The following is a 16,488-nucleotide window of genomic DNA, read 5'->3' as shown; positions in this document are numbered from 1 at the left end:
TCACGGTAGGAGAGCATCTAATTCTTTGGCTCGTTTTAAAAGGAATTTGTATCTTTTTTGAGCTGCATTTACTTCGTAAATGTAACAATCAATCAAGTCCGGATCAACAACATTTTCAAAATTAGAATACGCCGCTTCTAACGCAATCTTTGTTCGTTTAATTTCATTGAGCAAAAGTTCGGCTTCTGGATTTTTCTTTTTTGAAAATAACTTCATATTTACTCCATTCTACTTATAATACTATAAGCTAATAATAGATTTATTATTGTTTATAGTATAGTCCAAGATTTACTAGAATATACTACAGTAATTAGAAAAATATACCTAAAAATTTAGATAGGAGGACAGTATGGAGAGTAAAATATTTATAGTTATTATTATAATATGTTTAGTCCTTTTAGCAATCGGATTAATCAAAAGAAGAATGGATTTGCTGGTAAACTTCGGACTTCGTGTATTTGCCGGCTTAGTAGGAATATACATAGTGAATATGCTCTTAGATGGACTGGGATTGTCCTTAGGGGTCGGTACCAATGGACTGACTGCACTGACCATTGGAGGTCTTGGGATACCGGGATTTTTATTGGTTTATGGGGTGGCGATTTATTATTATTTTGTCTAATGGGATGGAATAATGCATGATTAAATATAGGGATTTTATAGCAACATCTGTAAAGTTAGTACAGGTTTACATAAATCGTAACGGGCTTAAGGGTATAATAAATGTTAATAAAAAATGCATATAGCACTTCATACATAAATAATTGGGGCTGTCGCACTAAGTAATTAGTGCGCAGCTCCTTTTTCATGCCAAAAACACAATTGCCAGACTTTTCAAAGTCTGGCAAAAGGTGTAAAATATATTTATGCGAATAAATAAAATCTTACAAAAGGGTTATACTCTAGCTCAGTGCTTTTATCAACTGAAACTGCCATTAAATATCGACTATATAATCCCAGATAAGGATTCGGTGCGTCTGCTAAGTCAATTCGTAGAGGAGATGGATATTTCAGATTTATTCAAGACTTATTTCCGGATTCGGAAAAATACAGCAACGCCAAGACAGATGCTGAAGATTATGATCTATGCTTACATGAACAAACTTTATTCTTCCCGTGACATTGAAACAGCCTGCCACAGGGATATCAATTTTACGTATCTTCTAGAAGACTCACCAGCTCCCGACCATGCGACAATTGCAAGATTCAGGACTCTTCATTTTGCTCCAAACTCCAAAAGAATCATGGCTGAGGTCAATGACTTTCTCTATGAACTGGGGGAAGTGTATGGTGAAACCATTTTTATTGATGGGACAAAAATCGAAGCAAATGCCAATAAATATACCTTTGTCTGGAAAAGGGCAGTTAGATGCCATGCGGAACGGTCAATTAAAACCTGCGTATAATCTTCAGCATGGAGTCGATTCGGAATACATCACCTGGCTTTCTATTGGACCACAGCCAACGGATACAACAACACTCATCCCATTCTTAAAAGACATGGAAGAACATCTTGCCTTCAAATATAAAAATGTTACCGCTGATTCTGGATATGAAAGCGAAGAAAACTATCGGTTCATTGAAAAGAATCAACAGATTGCATTTATTAAACCGGCGAATTATGAAATTAAGTATGTGCAAATTTGAATATATAGGTGCAATGATTGCATTTTGGAACAGCCTTCAAGGCAGTAACTTGTTTGAAGGGCATTTTTTGCCTTTGCCCTTAAGATGATCCTTCTGCGATTGTTAGGGTTATAAGAATGTATCGGCCACTTTCGAATTATTCCTTAATAAAACATTTTAGTAATATCTTAGAAATTTTATTTACAAAAAAATTAAATATGATAAAATACAGGAAAATATAGAAATATATTTTGTTAGTATTAATGTAAACAATTGTAACATAACGTATTTCCACAAAATTATTGGTCAAGAAGAGTGGAAACAAAAAAAATCGGTTAAAAAAGGAGAAGTACAAAAATAAGAGATAGTGAAACATATATATGAAAGATTCACTATTTCTTTTCTATAGTTTAAACCTCTAACATTAGATTAGTTTAGATTTGTCAATCAAACTATGTAGAGGAAGTTACCATGAACGGTGTATTTTAAATACTGCAGAATGAGGGATATGTATGACAAGTAAGATAAATATGAAATTTATATTAATAATTATTGTTTGTTTATTAACTATTTTTCTATTAAAAAATTTAGTCTTTTCAGAAAAGCATAATGTTGTTGTGGAACATTATGATATAACAAAAAAAGAGTACGTTTTTTATAAGAATGTTACTAAAAGAAATGATATCCTAAGTATACGTAGAATTATTCACAATACTGATTGGGAGAAGTATTATCTAACAAAAGATGATTACGTAATTTGTCAATTTTATTTTGATAATAGAAATGATAAAGTAATAATGTATCAGATTTTAGAAAATTATAGTGGATTGATATTGGTTAGAAAAGATACGAATCAAAAAAGCTGTTTATCGAATAGGGATTTAGAGTTGATTATAAATATACTTCAGTGAGTATATAGTAATTTTAGAAAAGCAGAGGTAAGCACAGGTAAACCGGAATTTGTAGTATTGGGATGGTATTAAGGGCGGTTGTAGTGACATGACAGCTACTATACTTGGAAAACACAATATACTAAATTATAGTGTTTATTTTGGCTACCAAGTTAGAAAGAATAGGATTGAAGGTTATATTTATGATAAGAAAATATACAGATAAAAAAATAGGAATAGTTATTTTACTTTTTCTTTTATTGCTATTAGCTGGAACTGGATTGTATTATCATATAAACAAAAAAGTAATATAATTAATGTTACCGGAGAGGAAAATAATGTGTTTACAAATGAGTTTTTTAAAAACATTGTAGAGGTTGAGGACATATTCAGAAGATTAAGTATCAAAGAAAAGGATAAGTTACAAGTGATATGTCAAGCTTTTTCCGAACTGAGCTTAACTGAAAGCTTTAGTACATTCTAAAAAATCTTTAAGTTTCAACAAAAACATATATTAATCTCAACGTCGCCCCGTATAAATACATTCTTTATGTTATTATTTAATATAATATAATTGCATAGAAAAAGAGAGCCAATCTTGGTTCTTTTCATACATAGGACTAGGAAAAGGAAAATATTACAATATAAGCTTTATTGAAATGAAAGAAGGTCAAAAATGCAAGAATTAATAATCGAGACTAAAAATTTAACTAAATTATATGGTAATCAAAGAAGCGTAGATAGTTTAAATTTACATGTACAGAAAGGAAAGATATATGGACTGTTGGGAAGGAATGGAGCGGGCAAAACAACTACGATGAGAATGCTCTTAGATTTATTACCCCCAACTTCTGGACACGCATATTTATGGGGAAAAGATATTAGATTACATAAAAAAGAGATACTTCCGAAAGTTGGGAGCCTAATTGAATCTCCGGGATTTTATTCAAACTTAACCGGATCAGAGAATTTAGAAATATTTGCTACGCTACGTAAGATAAAAGATAAAACCATAATTAAAAACGCGTTGGAATTTGTAGGATTACCTTATCATGATAAAAAATTATTTTCACAATACTCTATGGGAATGAAACAGAGACTTGCGATTGCATTATCTATTATGCATTCTCCAGATTTGTTAATTCTTGACGAGCCCACAAATGGACTGGATCCTATTGGTATTGCAGAAGTAAGAACCTTTATTAGAAATCTATGTGATAAAAGTGAAAAAACTATATTAATATCCAGTCATATACTTCCGGAAATAGAAATGCTTGCTGATGACATTGGTATAATTGATCAGGGAAAATTGCTAGATGAAGGAAGTAGAGAAGAATTACAGAAAAAACGTAGGAATTTCATTCAACTTATGATTTCTAATATAGATGCTACAAAGGAAATAGTAGAAAAAGAGTATAATATAGACAGATTTGAAGTGGTAGGAAAAAATGAAATAAGAATTTATGAGGAACAACTATCGATACCTGAGCTTAATAAAACACTAGTTATCAATAATATTGAAGTGGAAAGAATTTATGTTGATGAAGAAAGCCTGGAAGACTATTTTATTAGAGTGACAGGGGGAACCGGAATTGCTTAGATTATATCTTGATGAGTTAAAAAAGCTTAAGAGGCAAAGAATCATAAGGATAATTTGTATTCTTGGTCTAGTTATGCCTATATTATGGACACTAATATGTATAAGAGACCAGCTGCCATATAGAAGTTTAGTAGGCTTCAATATTTTATTTGGTAACTTCCTGATAGCACCTTGTCTATTTTCATTGATTTTACTATTACTTTTTCAAATTGAAGAGCAAAATGATACAATGAAAAATATTCTGGTAACCACAATTGATAAGTGGAAGATATACATAATAAAGTTAGCGACGGCCTTTATTTTAATAATTATATTTAATATTGTCACATGGCTGTATACATTAATAGGGGGAATGTTTTTAAAGGATCCTGGCTATGTTGGAAAGACATTTATGGCTTTAATTGTAACAGCAATCGCCTCCATAAGTGCTTCTTTGCCTGTATTATTATTAATAGTAATTTTTAGAAAAAAGTATTTGTTATCCCTGATATTTGTTAATAGTTTTATTATTATTAACTTTTTACTATTATGGCAGGTGACAATGTGGCAATTTCTTAATCTACATTTGCCGTTTTTAATTGCATATAGAGTTACTTTACCATTACAAATTGTGAATTACGCACCTATTTTCCAAGAAGGGTTAGACATGTTATATTATCCTACAAATACTGGAGTAATTGTACTGGCAGTAACAGCCATGGTTTCAGTGTTTTCCAGTATGTTGATATATATAAAACAGAAAATTTAGAAGGTGAGATATGTTGCAAATTATTAGAAGCGAATTAAAAAAGTTAAAAAGATTAAAAATCCTTAGTATAGGAATTATAAGTATCGTATTATCTCATATTATATCTATCATTCAGCTAACTGCAATGAGTCAGGGGAAAATTCTTTTTCCTGCTTTATTAGATATGAATATCTGGAACAATGTAACAATAATACTGCCGTTTACACTTACATTGATTGGTGGATATATCATTAATAAAGAACATATAGAGGATACACAAAAGAATATTATAGTGGTACCAATTAAATGGAGCAAGGTAATTGAGGCAAAAATGATTACAATATTTATATATTCATTAATTCTTGCTTTGCTGAACAGTATTATACTAATTTGTACCGGATTTTTCTTACAATGTTCTGATATAAATATAAACTCAATTATCGAGGCAATTACATCCCTTGTTATTATGCAAGTATGCATATATATAGGTGTGCTACCAATAATCCTCTTTTTTTCAAAATCAAAAGGAAAATATATATGGGGAACTTTATTTTCTATGATGGTAGGAATAGTAGGGGTATTTATTTCAAATGGCAAGTTAGTAAACTGGCACCCAATTACTACTGGATTCTCTATTATTTCATATAGAATGGGAAATGATTTATACCTAAATAAAGCATATTCTTCTGTTGCAATTATAATTTATATAATGCTGTCTTGTATAATTTATATGTTTTATTATAAGAGAAATGAGTATTAATTATATCCTTTTTTAATTTTTCATATTCTTATATTGTTAAAAACTTTAAGTTTCAACAATAATATATAGCAAATTCAACATGGTCTCGCACAAATACATTTTTGTGCTATAGTATAATTGTTAGGAAAATATACTAGAACAGATAAAATAAATAGTAGATAAAAAAGAATATTTATATCAGAAAGATGATATATATGTTTACATAAGAATAGAATAATAGCTTATAATATAGATTTTCTATTTTAATGGTATTAACAGTTTCTAGCGCTAAACTCGAGTAAGGAAGCTGTTATACATAAAAAATTATTGTGAAGGAGACGTTGCAAATGAAAAAAAATTTTAGTAGAACTTTATCTTTATTTGTTGTATTGATTTTAACAATTAATATGAAAGTACCTGTTAAAGCAGAAAATAAGGAACAACTTGTTACACCAGAAGAAATCTCCAACTTCTTAGATAATTGCGAAAATACACAAGAAATAATTATAACTGAAAAAGAAGCCTTGCAAATAATGTGTCAATCCCAAGAAGGTCGTAATCAACTAAATGATGATTTAAGAAATTTATCGCAAAAGCCTATAAATGAACTAAGGCAAAAAGGTATGAGAGATAAAGAAATTGAAATTGTTAAAAATTATAGCGGAGAACAAGAAGATTTAAATACGTTTATAAATACATATGCTAGTAATGTTGTGTTTAATCTTAGATTTGGTTTAGCTGGTAGTGACATTGATAAGCGAAAAACCAGAATTGCTTATGAAGGTAAATGGAGTAAAGATCCTTTATCAGCATCATTATCATCATTGCAGATAGCTGTTGCTTGGACAATGGCTGATGCCAGTTCATATTATTTATCATCTAAAAATAACTACATATCAGATTGCTCTGCGAGATATGCTTATACTAATGGTTCATACAGTAGAACAGATTATTTTACACCAACGACTAATCTTTATGATGATAATAGATATGTTGCAGATACAAAACCCGGAACCCTTTATTCCGGTGAATATTTACAGGCTATAAGTGGTCTAATTGAAACATCTACTCAGAGTGATTCATATAACATGCAGACAATTAAAGTAGCTGTAGCTGTGGCATATCCTACATATACTGCGAGCATTAGTCCTTCATTAAACTTTCCTCTACCAGGTTTCAAAATTGATTCAGGTAGTTTTGGAATTACGATAGAAAGAACAATGAAAGAACTTGGATCAGGAATAAGAACTTTTAGATATTATGAATCTGATAGTAGATATCATTATGTAAATGATTTTCCTATAAATTAAAAGAGTGAGAAAAATGAATGTTAAAGAAAATATCGAACATTTTAATTATTGTGATTTCCTTTGTACTCATCACATACCTCGTGATTACTTATATGTCAGCTAATCCAAAGAACATTAAAAATGAATATTCAAAAGAATATGTATTTGAAGAAGAATTAAAGGCAAATAATGCTTCATTGATAGAAGTAATTGAAGAAGAGTATAATAACAGAAGTATCTTTTGCACTCTAACAGATCAAGGGGTTATGGTTATGGAATTAGAACCCCGTGATGATTCCACTTGGAGGAAGTCATTCTTAGCTATTACTGGAAATTCTGTTCTGAGTCTTTTTTTAAATAATAATGGAATCTATGTAGATACTGTATATAGGAATGATACAATTTTTATCTATGGAGTTTGTAGCCCTGATCTTAATGTAAGAAAAATTATAATTACAGATCCTGGAGGGAAAACGTACGAATGCACTCTTGGCAAAGATAATTGTTTGTTTTTTACTAAAATTGATGAAGAAAGTGCTTCAGGAAAAACCATACAAGGTTTAGATGATAATGGTAAGGTTGTTGTTGAGGATAACCATTGGACTTACTAGAGACTTTATAACATGAAAGGGGCTGTTGCCAAAATAGATAATAATCTATTGGCGCAATAGCTCCCTTTTCATGCTTAAAAACAGAAAAACGGACTCCGAAAAGTCCGTAATTCATGGTATAATTAATTATGCGATTAACCAAATATACTACTAAAGATTATACCGAACTTGGGCAAACTTATCAACTGGTTTTGCCATTAAGTTTGGAAGGTTTAATTCCTGAAGATGATTCTGTCCGTCTGCTGAGCCATGAATTGGAGGATTTAGATTACACATTGCTGTATCAGGCTTACTCTGCCAAAGGCAGAAATCCGGCAGTGGACCCAAAGACCATGTTCAAGATATTGACCTATGCTTACTCCCAAAAGATTTATTCCTCAAGGAAAATTGAAACCGCTTGTAAACGGGATATCAACTTCATGTGGCTGCTGGCTGGCAGGAAAGCACCAGATCACAGTACCATTGCGCGGTTTTTGTTGAGGATAATCGTTGGGTTTACTAAGAAATTTTATAACATGAAGGGCTATGTGCTAAATTATTAGTGTATAGCTTTGGCGCTTTCCGGCGCAAACGCTCAATATTAAGGCGCTTTACGTAAATTATATTACCATTTACTCTATTATTTTAAGTAAGATCTTTAAGTATAAATGCATAACATTATTTATAAATGTTTGTTAAATGTAATGAATTTACAAAAAATCACCAAAGAATATTGCAAATCCACACTATCTGGTATAAAATAGAAACATGTAATTAATAGAAACATTAAAAAAATCTTTTCTCTGAGAGGTGAAGCGTATTCATATTAAAGCAGCTTGCCTTATCTTCTTAATTCTTTTTGGAGTTTATAGAGACTTAAAGTCCTATAAAATCAGTAATCTGCTTATCATCATTGGTATACCTATCGGTTTTGCTTTTCAAATATATGAGTTAGGAAGAAAGGGTATAATATTCAGTCTATCTGGTAGTTTTCTGCCGATTTTATTATTGTTTATTCTATTTTTATTTAAAGTGCTGGGAGCAGGGGATATTAAATTATTTTCAGTAGTTGGGAGTTTTTACGGGGCATCTTTTGTCTTTCAAACCATTATCATTGCCTTTCTTCTTGGAGGGGTAATGTCTGTTATTCATCTTGCTAAATCGAAACAAGTGATTTATCGGCTGCGGTTTCTTGCAGAATATATTCAAACATATGGAAGTAATGTAAATTGTCTGAATGAGAAAGGGAAGAAACAATGGGTGATTCCTTATTATGATAACAAAAAAGAAGGCTATGGAGGCACCATTCATTTTTCTATAGCTATATTAGGCGCATTTATTATTCAAATAATAATGATTTTAAGCGTTTAAATGTATATTTTTAATTTATATATTACTTGGTTCAAATCTATAAAAAGTGGTTATTACCAAGATAAGGAAATGAAAGAAAATAAAAATAAACATAATTCTTCACCACATTAAGAAAGGAGGATTTTATTGAGTTATATCTTAGGAATCTTTGATCCGGATACAGATTATGCAAATCAGCTAATGGATTATATAAAGCGCAAACAAAAAACCATTACACAAGTGAGGATATTTACCAATGCAAGGAGTTTGTTGGAGTATTTAGATCATAATAAATTAAATGTTTTACTGCTTAATGAGGAAGTTACTATGGATGAAGTTCTGCACCAAAACATTAAAAATATTTGTATTTTATCGGAAGGTAATTTTGCAAGAGAACAAGAAAGTTGCCATGTAATTTACAAATTTCAATCAGCGCAGAAGGTTATGGAAGAGTTATTTTCTTATTTTCCATTGGAAGATACTTTAATGAGAGCTTTTCTTTCAGACAATGGGAGTTTGAATATTATTAGTGTGTTTTCAGTAGGAAAAGAAAATGAAAGACAGGTTTTCTCTTATTTTTTAGCCAGTGAATATGCAAAAACAAGAAAGACTTTGTATGTTAATCTGGATCTGTTTTCGGCTTGGACCGAAATTAGTGGAAGCAATTTCGAGAAAGGTTTATCGGAATTTATCTATTATCTAAAACAAAGCAATCCCAATCTGATATCAAAAATGAATGGAATTATAACAAAAATAAATAATCTGGATTGTATACAGGGTGTATCTTTTGGTCCGGATATTTATGAATTGGTTCCCGATGACATATTTTATTGGCTCAAAACATTAAAGGAGTCTTCTGAATATGAAGTAATTATTTTTGATGTAGGATGCTTTTTTCAATCCACTTTAGAATTATTCCGCAGCTCCAATGAATTGCTTTTATTAATAGGAGTTCAAAAACTGGAGGAAGAAAAATACCGGAATTTTAGAAGCCAATTGCAGCTGGCAGGTTATGAAGATGTATTAACGCAGATAACAGAGGTAGCCATATCAAAAGATACGGAAAACCGATTAGAATATGTTACCCCAAGTGATTTATATAGTGAAGAATATAGGGACATTGTAATGGAATATGTAAAGTATTACTAGGAGGATGGAATGAATGGTTTAAAACAAAAATTACAAGACATGGTTATATCAAAAATAGATTTATCAAAGGAACTACAGGATGATGAGATATTAGAGGTAATTGATGAGATATTATTGTCCGGCAGCCGGGAAAATTATATTAGTATGCAGGATAAAAGACGGCTTAGAAAAGAGATTTTTAATTCCATACGGAGGCTGGATATTTTGCAAGAGTTAATAGAAGATTCCTCTATAACGGAGATCATGATTAACGGAGCTCATAATATCTTTATTGAGCAAAATGGCTCCATAAGACCATGGGATGGGCAATTTGAATCAGAAAGAAAATTAGAAGATGTGATTCAGCAAATCGTTTCAAAGTCCAACAGAATCATTAATGAAGCAAGCCCCATAGTAGACGCAAGGCTTTCTGACGGTTCCCGGGTTAATATTGTACTTCCCCCTGTTGCAATGGAGGGACCAGTGGTTACCATTCGTAAGTTTCCGGAGAATCCAATTACCATAAGAAAGTTAATTAATATGGAATCTATAACAGAAGAAGCTGCTAACTTCTTAGAAAAGCTTGTAGTCGCCGGTTACAATATATTCATTAGTGGGGGTACCGGATCCGGTAAAACAACTTTTTTAAATGTACTTTCTAACTTTATCCCTAAGGAAGAGAGAGTAATAACCATTGAAGACTCCGCAGAACTCCAGATTAAGAATATTCCCAACTTAGTGAAACTGGAGGTTCGAAATGGAAATGTTGAGGGTAAAAATGCAGTAACCATCCGGGAACTTATTAAATCATCCCTTCGAATGCGCCCGGACAGAATAGTCGTGGGAGAAGTCAGAGATGCAGCTGCCATCGATATGCTGCAAGCCATGAACAGCGGACATGATGGATCTTTGTCTACAGGACATGCTAACTCTACCGTAGATATGCTAAACCGTTTGGAAACACTGGTTCTTATGGGAGCAGATATTCCTTTAATGGCAGTAAGGAAGCAGATAGCGTCTGCGATTGACATAATCGTACATCTGGGAAGGCTGCGGGATAAGAGCAGGCGGGTGTTGGAAATTGCAGAAGTATTGGATTGTATAGACGGAGAAATCGAAGTAAATAAATTATATGTTTTTAAAGAAATAGGTGAGGATGAGAATGGAAAAGTAATCGGAAGTTTACAAAAAACCAATAATGAACTAATTAATTTATCAAAGTTAAGTAAAGCGGGGATATTGTGATAGAAGATTACAATGTATATGTTTACTCAAAAAAAGAGTGGCTTAAGTTTTTCCTGCAAGGCGGGGCTATAGGTTTCTGTATTGGTCTATTATTTTATTCTAATATCATAGGAGCAATTCTTCTTAGCAGCTATGGATTTATCTTTGTTCAGAATAAGAAAAAGAAAAAAATAGAAGAGAGAAAATGGCTGCTGAATCTACAATTTAAAGATGGGCTTTCCAGTGTTTCTGCGGCTTTAAACGCAGGATATTCTGTAGAAAATGCATTTCATCAGGCGGTTATGGACCTTAAGCTTATGTATCCGGAAGATGCATACATTGTGCAGGAATTTGAGGGAATGGTAAGGCAGCTTAAAATGAACATGACGGTTGAAGATGTTCTAATGGATTTTTCTAATCGAAGCCACATGGAAGACATCTCTAATTTTGCAGAAGTATTCGTTACTGCTAAAAGAACAGGAGGGGATATTGTAAAGATTATTCGAAGAACCTGTAAAACCATTGGAGACAAGGTGGAAGTGAAACGGGAGATTCTAACTATGATAACCGGAAAGAAATATGAAACCTCTATTATGTGTCTGATTCCATTTTGCATTATATTATATCTGAAGATATTTTCACCTGGTTTTTTGGAAGCCATTTATGGCAATATCTTTGGTGTTGTTTTTATGACAATCGTATTAATACTATATTTCATTGTATATAAGCTTGCACATAGAATTATGAATATAGAAATTTAATGAAGACTTAGTTTAGAAGCATCAATGAAATAATAGCATACCAATAGACAGGATATGAAAAGGAACTTAAGTATAAGAATCAAAGCTAATATGAATTTGGCTTGGAAGGAGGTGAAAGGATGTGGTGGCAATCAATATTATTTTTTTATTTCTATTCCTTACCTTATGGATTAAGACTAAAAGATATGATATAGAATCCATTCAGGAATTAGATAATAAAATACATCCGTTAAAAAGGCTATATCCTATAGGGCTATATCTATGTGATAAAACACCTCTGAAAAGATTATTAAACAAGTCGGTATACATTGATGATTCTCTAAAAGCCCTTAATATAGGAGAACCCTTAGATCAGGTAAAAAGAATATATATCTGTAAAAAAGTCGTATTAACAATTATCATTCTTTTTCTTGCTGATTTATTTTTTTTAGGGTACAAGATAAAAGAAGAAAGTATAATTTTTAACGGAAATTATATAAAAAGACCGGAGGCCAATGAAGGCAGCAAATCCATTACGCTTGATGTATTAGTATCAGAAGATAATGAGGCTGTTCTGGAAGAAGAATTAACATTAGAGGTTAAGGAAGCGGAATATGATCCACAGGAACTGGAGAATAAGTTTGCCTATGGAAAGCAATATATTGATCAAAAGGCTTTGGGAAGCAATAGGAGTGGAGGTGAAATCAAAACAGATTTAAATTTCATTACACGAATACCGGAAACAAGAATCCGGGTATCCTGGGAGACGAGTAATTCAAAGCTTATTGATAAGGACGGAACCGTGTATAATGAAGGCCTATTAAAAAGTGAATTGGTAGAGGTAACTGCCACACTTTCCTACAAGGAGAGAAAAGAATTATATACTATGTTCTTTAAAGTGCTCCCTAAGGAATATACAAAAGAAGAGTTTGCAAGAATAAGGCTGCAAGAAGTCCTTAGAGAAGAAGATAATAATTCAAAGGAAGAAAATATTTTCACCCTTCCTGATGCTATGGATAAGCAAAAAATTACCTGGGCAGAAAAAGAAGACCATACAGCAACTATGCTTTTCATATTTGGAACCTTTGCAGGAGTTTTGATATTTATCATAATGGACCGGAATTTAATTAGCCTGGTAGATAAAAGGAATAAGGAAATGTTAATGGATTACCCGGAGATTATTAATAAATTCACACTTTTGGTGGGTGCCGGAATGTCTTTGTCAAATGCATGGATTAAGATTGCAAAAGATTATAAAGAGAAAACAACAAAAAAACGATTTGCTTACGAAGAGATCAATATAACGGCAGGTGAATTAATGATTGGTACTTCGGAAGTAATTGCTTACGAGAGATTTGGAAGAAGAGTGAAATTACTTCCCTATCTAAGATTTGGTTCTTTAATTGCTCAAAACGTAAAGAAAGGCTCAGGGGAATTGCTGAATCAATTGGAACTGGAGGCAGCAGAAGCTTTTGAAGAAAGAAAAGAATTAGCAAAAAGAATGGGAGAGGAGGCCGCTACCAAACTTCTAATCCCAATGGCCTTCATGCTATTAATTGTATTAGCCATTATCATGGTACCTGCAATGTTGTCCTTTGGAATATAGCTGGGTGCATTGAGAATTAATTATGATATCACATGTGGGAGTAATTATGTCAAAGATTGTGAAGAAAAAGTATCTTCAAATGGATTCAATTTTTTAATTGGTAAGAATAAGAAATTGAAAGTTTCATGTTGATTGTATTATTAAGCACAAGAATGCAAAGAATCGAGGTTATTATGGACAAAATAAAAAATTGTATAAAAGAATTTATAAAAGAAGAAGATGGAATTGGTGTTGTGGAAATTATCTTGATTATTGTAGTTCTAATTGGTTTAGTTATTATTTTCAGAGATAGTATCGAGTCACTTGTAAAAAATATCTTTAATAGCATAACCGGCAAAACAGAGAACATAACCGGACCGTTGGAGTAATAGATGGAAGCAAATCAAAAAGGTTCCATAACCGTGTTCTTAAGTCTTGTGTTACTGCTGGTTATTGCAGTGATTATGACAACTATTGAGTCGGCCAGGGTCAGTGTGGGAAAAGTGTATGCGAATAGGGCTTTAGCTCTGGCAATGGATTCTATTCTGGCGGAATATTATTCACCGCTGTTCCAGGAGTATCATGTATTTGGATTAGAAGGCCGTTATGGAGGAGAATCTTTGCAGTTGGATTCTATAGAAACAAAAATACAAAACTCTATGGAATACACTTTTGAACCCAATAAGGATTTATATTATATGGATACCTATATTCCGGTGGAAAATGTGAATATATTAGATATTAAAACAACTAATCTGGAAATCGATAATATTAATACCCTGTTAGATTACAATGGAAATCTCTTTACTTCCCAGGCTATTTCTTACATAAAGTATAAGGAGCTGGGGAATGTGTCGGAAAAATTTTTGAACAAGCTTTCCTTAATAGAGGAAACAGAACATGCGCAGACCGTTTTAAATGAGAAGTTTAAGGCGGAAGAAAGTATCTATAAAATTGATAAAGATATTACCGGTCTAATGAAATTAATTGATGGTATTACCATTAGTGAAAAGGGCCTTGAAACCGGTAAAAATGGCATTAAAGTTCAGGATAACTTTGTGAAAAAACTATTTATATTGCCTGTAAATTCTGTAAATGCGGGAATTTATAATCCCATTGTCTTTCATCCCTTACAAAATCACTATACCAATCCCATATCCATTATTAATGAGATTATTTCAGATTTGGATACTCTTTCAGATAACCTAAAATTAATAGATGAAGCAAGAATAACCTATAAATATTTAAGTTTAATTGATCAAAGTGTCTTTACAGATGAAGAAGAGTTATTACAGCACCAACAGGAACTTCAGAATGCCTATGAAGCTTTACAAAATTATATCCAGATAGAACAATCCTTACTAAAAGCAGCTTCTGAAAAGACAGGCAGGTTAGAGAAGCTAATGAATGGAACTTTAAAAGCCATTGAAAAAGCTATTCCGGTAACAGAGGATTTAATTAAGAAGCAAGCAGCGATAACCGGTGAAATTAATACATACGAAATGGTGTTGGAGTCAAGTAAGGAACAGCTGAGTGAGGATTTTTATAAAAGCTTGCTGGAAGACTTTCAAGTAATGGAGAGATATAAAAGTAATCCTGAAAAAAAAGACTTGGAAGGATATAACTTTGAAGGAATGAAAAATACCCTTATTACAAATCAGAGGGTAATTGGAAATGCAAAGGGCTTTTTAGTTTCTAACATTTCACCTACGGAAGAAGAACTTTTACAAACAAAGTATTCCTTTCAAAATATGAAAACAGCAGTGATGCAGTATAAATACGATTATTTAGTCTTTGATTATACCGATTTGAAAGAACCGGAAGAAAGTGAAGGATTTTTTAAAAGCATCAGAGATCTGGTTGAAAATGGAATAATGGAATTGGTTGTGGAAGATATGGAGGGGTTATCGGTAAAGGAAATAGACAATACAGACTTACCTTCTACTATATTAAAAGTAGAGGAAAGCAAGGATCCTGATGATATATCAAAGAAATATAGCAATATAAATTTGGAGAGCGGAACAGATTCTATAACCGGAACTTATGATAGCCTAGATAAGGCCATGGGTGCAGAGGACATAGCAGAAGGAATTGGTGAGTTGATTTTATTTCAGGAATACCTTTTTGAACATTTTCAGCATTATGATGAAAAGGAGTTAAAAGAAGCTCTTACTTCTTTGGACTATGAACTAGAATATATCATTATGGGAAAGAAGAAAGATATTGATAATCTGAAAGCAATCATAACGAGAATATTACTCATCCGAACTATAATGAATGTAATTTCTCTTATGAGTGATACAAAAAGAAATGGGGATGCCAGATTGTTGGCAGCAGCCTTTGTTGGATTTACAGGGCTTCCGGCTCTTGTTACCATTGTAAAAACATCAATTCTATTTATTTGGTCTTTTGTAGAATCTTTGGTGGATGTAGCCGCCTTATTAGGAGGTAAAGAAATACCGCTTCTTAAGAGTAAGAATGATATTCTTGTGGAACTCCATGAAATAATATTAACCAATAAAACATTTATAAAGAGTAAAACAGAAAGTATAAAAGAAAGTAATAGCTTCCTTGCTCTTAATTATAAAGATTATTTGAGAATTTTTCTATTTGTGGAAAGTCAAAGGAATAAAAGTTTTAGAGCCATGGACTTGATTCAGGAAAACCTTCAAATTCGTTATGAAGACACCTTTCTTATGCAACATTGTTTATATGGCTTTCGTATCAATGGAGAATTCAAAATGGAAGAAAAATTCATTGCCCTACCTTTTGTAAGAGATCTGATTGATGCAGGAGAAAGTTCATATTCTTTTAAAATAACCAAAGAATATTCCTACTAAAAAGAAAGCTATTTAAAGTAGAGAATCCTTACAATAACAGGTCTTTAGTTTCTTTATAGAATGGATTGGGATATCCGTTCTTATCTTACAGGTTCTAAAAAAATATAAAGTAAAAACAATTTCTCTCTCCAAGAAAGCATTTATCCAAGCAACCATTCTG

Annotated in this window: 14 protein-coding genes and 2 pseudogenes; 15 read left to right on the top strand and 1 reads right to left on the bottom strand. The window is 32.1% G+C overall.

The annotated features are described in order from the left end of the window. Window positions 1–216: a YaaL family protein gene (locus RT261_RS16035; RefSeq protein ID WP_091686997.1), complete on the bottom strand. Its 216-nt coding sequence runs from the start codon at window positions 214–216 to the stop codon at window positions 1–3. Window positions 217–349: 133 nt separating this feature from the next. Between RT261_RS16035 and RT261_RS16030 the strand changes: the two genes are divergently transcribed. The 15 genes and pseudogenes from RT261_RS16030 (at window position 350) to RT261_RS15960 (ending at window position 16,328) form a co-directional block, all read left to right on the top strand. Then, a complete protein-coding gene (locus tag RT261_RS16030; protein ID WP_313133977.1) occupies window positions 350–622 on the top strand; it encodes a pro-sigmaK processing inhibitor BofA family protein in 273 nt (90 codons plus the stop codon). 244 nt (window positions 623–866) lie between these two features. Then, window positions 867–1,629, top strand: a pseudogene (locus RT261_RS21040) (transposase); the annotation flags it as partial. Between the two features lie 1,563 nt (window positions 1,630–3,192). Then, window positions 3,193–4,116, top strand: coding sequence for an ABC transporter ATP-binding protein (locus RT261_RS16020; protein ID WP_313133975.1), 924 nt, complete (start codon window positions 3,193–3,195; stop codon window positions 4,114–4,116). Further along, a complete protein-coding gene (locus tag RT261_RS16015) occupies window positions 4,109–4,864 on the top strand; it encodes an ABC transporter permease (RefSeq protein WP_313133973.1) in 756 nt (251 codons plus the stop codon). The genes RT261_RS16020 and RT261_RS16015 overlap by 8 nt, the downstream gene beginning before the upstream one ends. A gap of 10 nt (window positions 4,865–4,874) precedes the next feature. Next, window positions 4,875–5,603 carry an ABC transporter permease gene (locus tag RT261_RS16010; protein WP_313133971.1) on the top strand — a complete coding sequence of 243 codons (729 nt, stop codon included), beginning with the start codon at window positions 4,875–4,877 and terminating at the stop codon, window positions 5,601–5,603. 326 nt (window positions 5,604–5,929) lie between these two features. Next, the gene (locus tag RT261_RS16005; RefSeq protein WP_313133969.1) at window positions 5,930–6,892 is read left to right on the top strand and encodes a hypothetical protein; all 963 of its coding nucleotides are present in this window, start codon (window positions 5,930–5,932) and stop codon (window positions 6,890–6,892) included. 92 nt (window positions 6,893–6,984) lie between these two features. Further along, complete coding sequence (locus tag RT261_RS16000) at window positions 6,985–7,482, top strand: hypothetical protein (protein ID WP_313133968.1); 498 nt, start codon at window positions 6,985–6,987, stop codon at window positions 7,480–7,482. A gap of 128 nt (window positions 7,483–7,610) precedes the next feature. Then, a pseudogene (locus tag RT261_RS15995) lies at window positions 7,611–7,994 on the top strand (transposase); the annotation flags it as partial. 277 nt (window positions 7,995–8,271) lie between these two features. Next, window positions 8,272–8,832: a prepilin peptidase gene (locus tag RT261_RS15990; RefSeq protein WP_313133965.1), complete on the top strand. Its 561-nt coding sequence runs from the start codon at window positions 8,272–8,274 to the stop codon at window positions 8,830–8,832. Between the two features lie 126 nt (window positions 8,833–8,958). Further along, entirely contained in the window at window positions 8,959–9,960 is a 1,002-nt protein-coding gene (locus RT261_RS15985; protein ID WP_313133963.1) for a hypothetical protein, read from the top strand. Window positions 9,961–9,969: 9 nt separating this feature from the next. Beyond that, window positions 9,970–11,184 (top strand): CpaF family protein, encoded by a 1,215-nt coding sequence (locus RT261_RS15980; RefSeq protein ID WP_313133961.1) that lies wholly within the window; start codon window positions 9,970–9,972, stop codon window positions 11,182–11,184. After that, window positions 11,181–11,924, top strand: coding sequence for a type II secretion system F family protein (locus tag RT261_RS15975; RefSeq protein ID WP_313133960.1), 744 nt, complete (start codon window positions 11,181–11,183; stop codon window positions 11,922–11,924). The genes RT261_RS15980 and RT261_RS15975 overlap by 4 nt, the downstream gene beginning before the upstream one ends. Window positions 11,925–12,045: 121 nt before the next feature. Then, the gene (locus RT261_RS15970; protein ID WP_313133958.1) at window positions 12,046–13,509 is read left to right on the top strand and encodes a hypothetical protein; all 1,464 of its coding nucleotides are present in this window, start codon (window positions 12,046–12,048) and stop codon (window positions 13,507–13,509) included. A gap of 173 nt (window positions 13,510–13,682) precedes the next feature. Then, a complete protein-coding gene (locus RT261_RS15965; protein WP_313133957.1) occupies window positions 13,683–13,877 on the top strand; it encodes a Flp1 family type IVb pilin in 195 nt (64 codons plus the stop codon). Window positions 13,878–13,880: 3 nt separating this feature from the next. Beyond that, complete coding sequence (locus RT261_RS15960; protein WP_313133955.1) at window positions 13,881–16,328, top strand: DUF5702 domain-containing protein; 2,448 nt, start codon at window positions 13,881–13,883, stop codon at window positions 16,326–16,328. Window positions 16,329–16,488: the final 160 nt, after the last annotated feature.

This window comes from Anaerocolumna sp., assembly GCF_032079385.1.
GTDB lineage: Bacteria > Bacillota > Clostridia > Lachnospirales > Lachnospiraceae > Anaerocolumna.
Note: the sequence above shows the minus strand (reverse complement) of the source record. Positions and strands in the feature narration are given on the sequence as shown.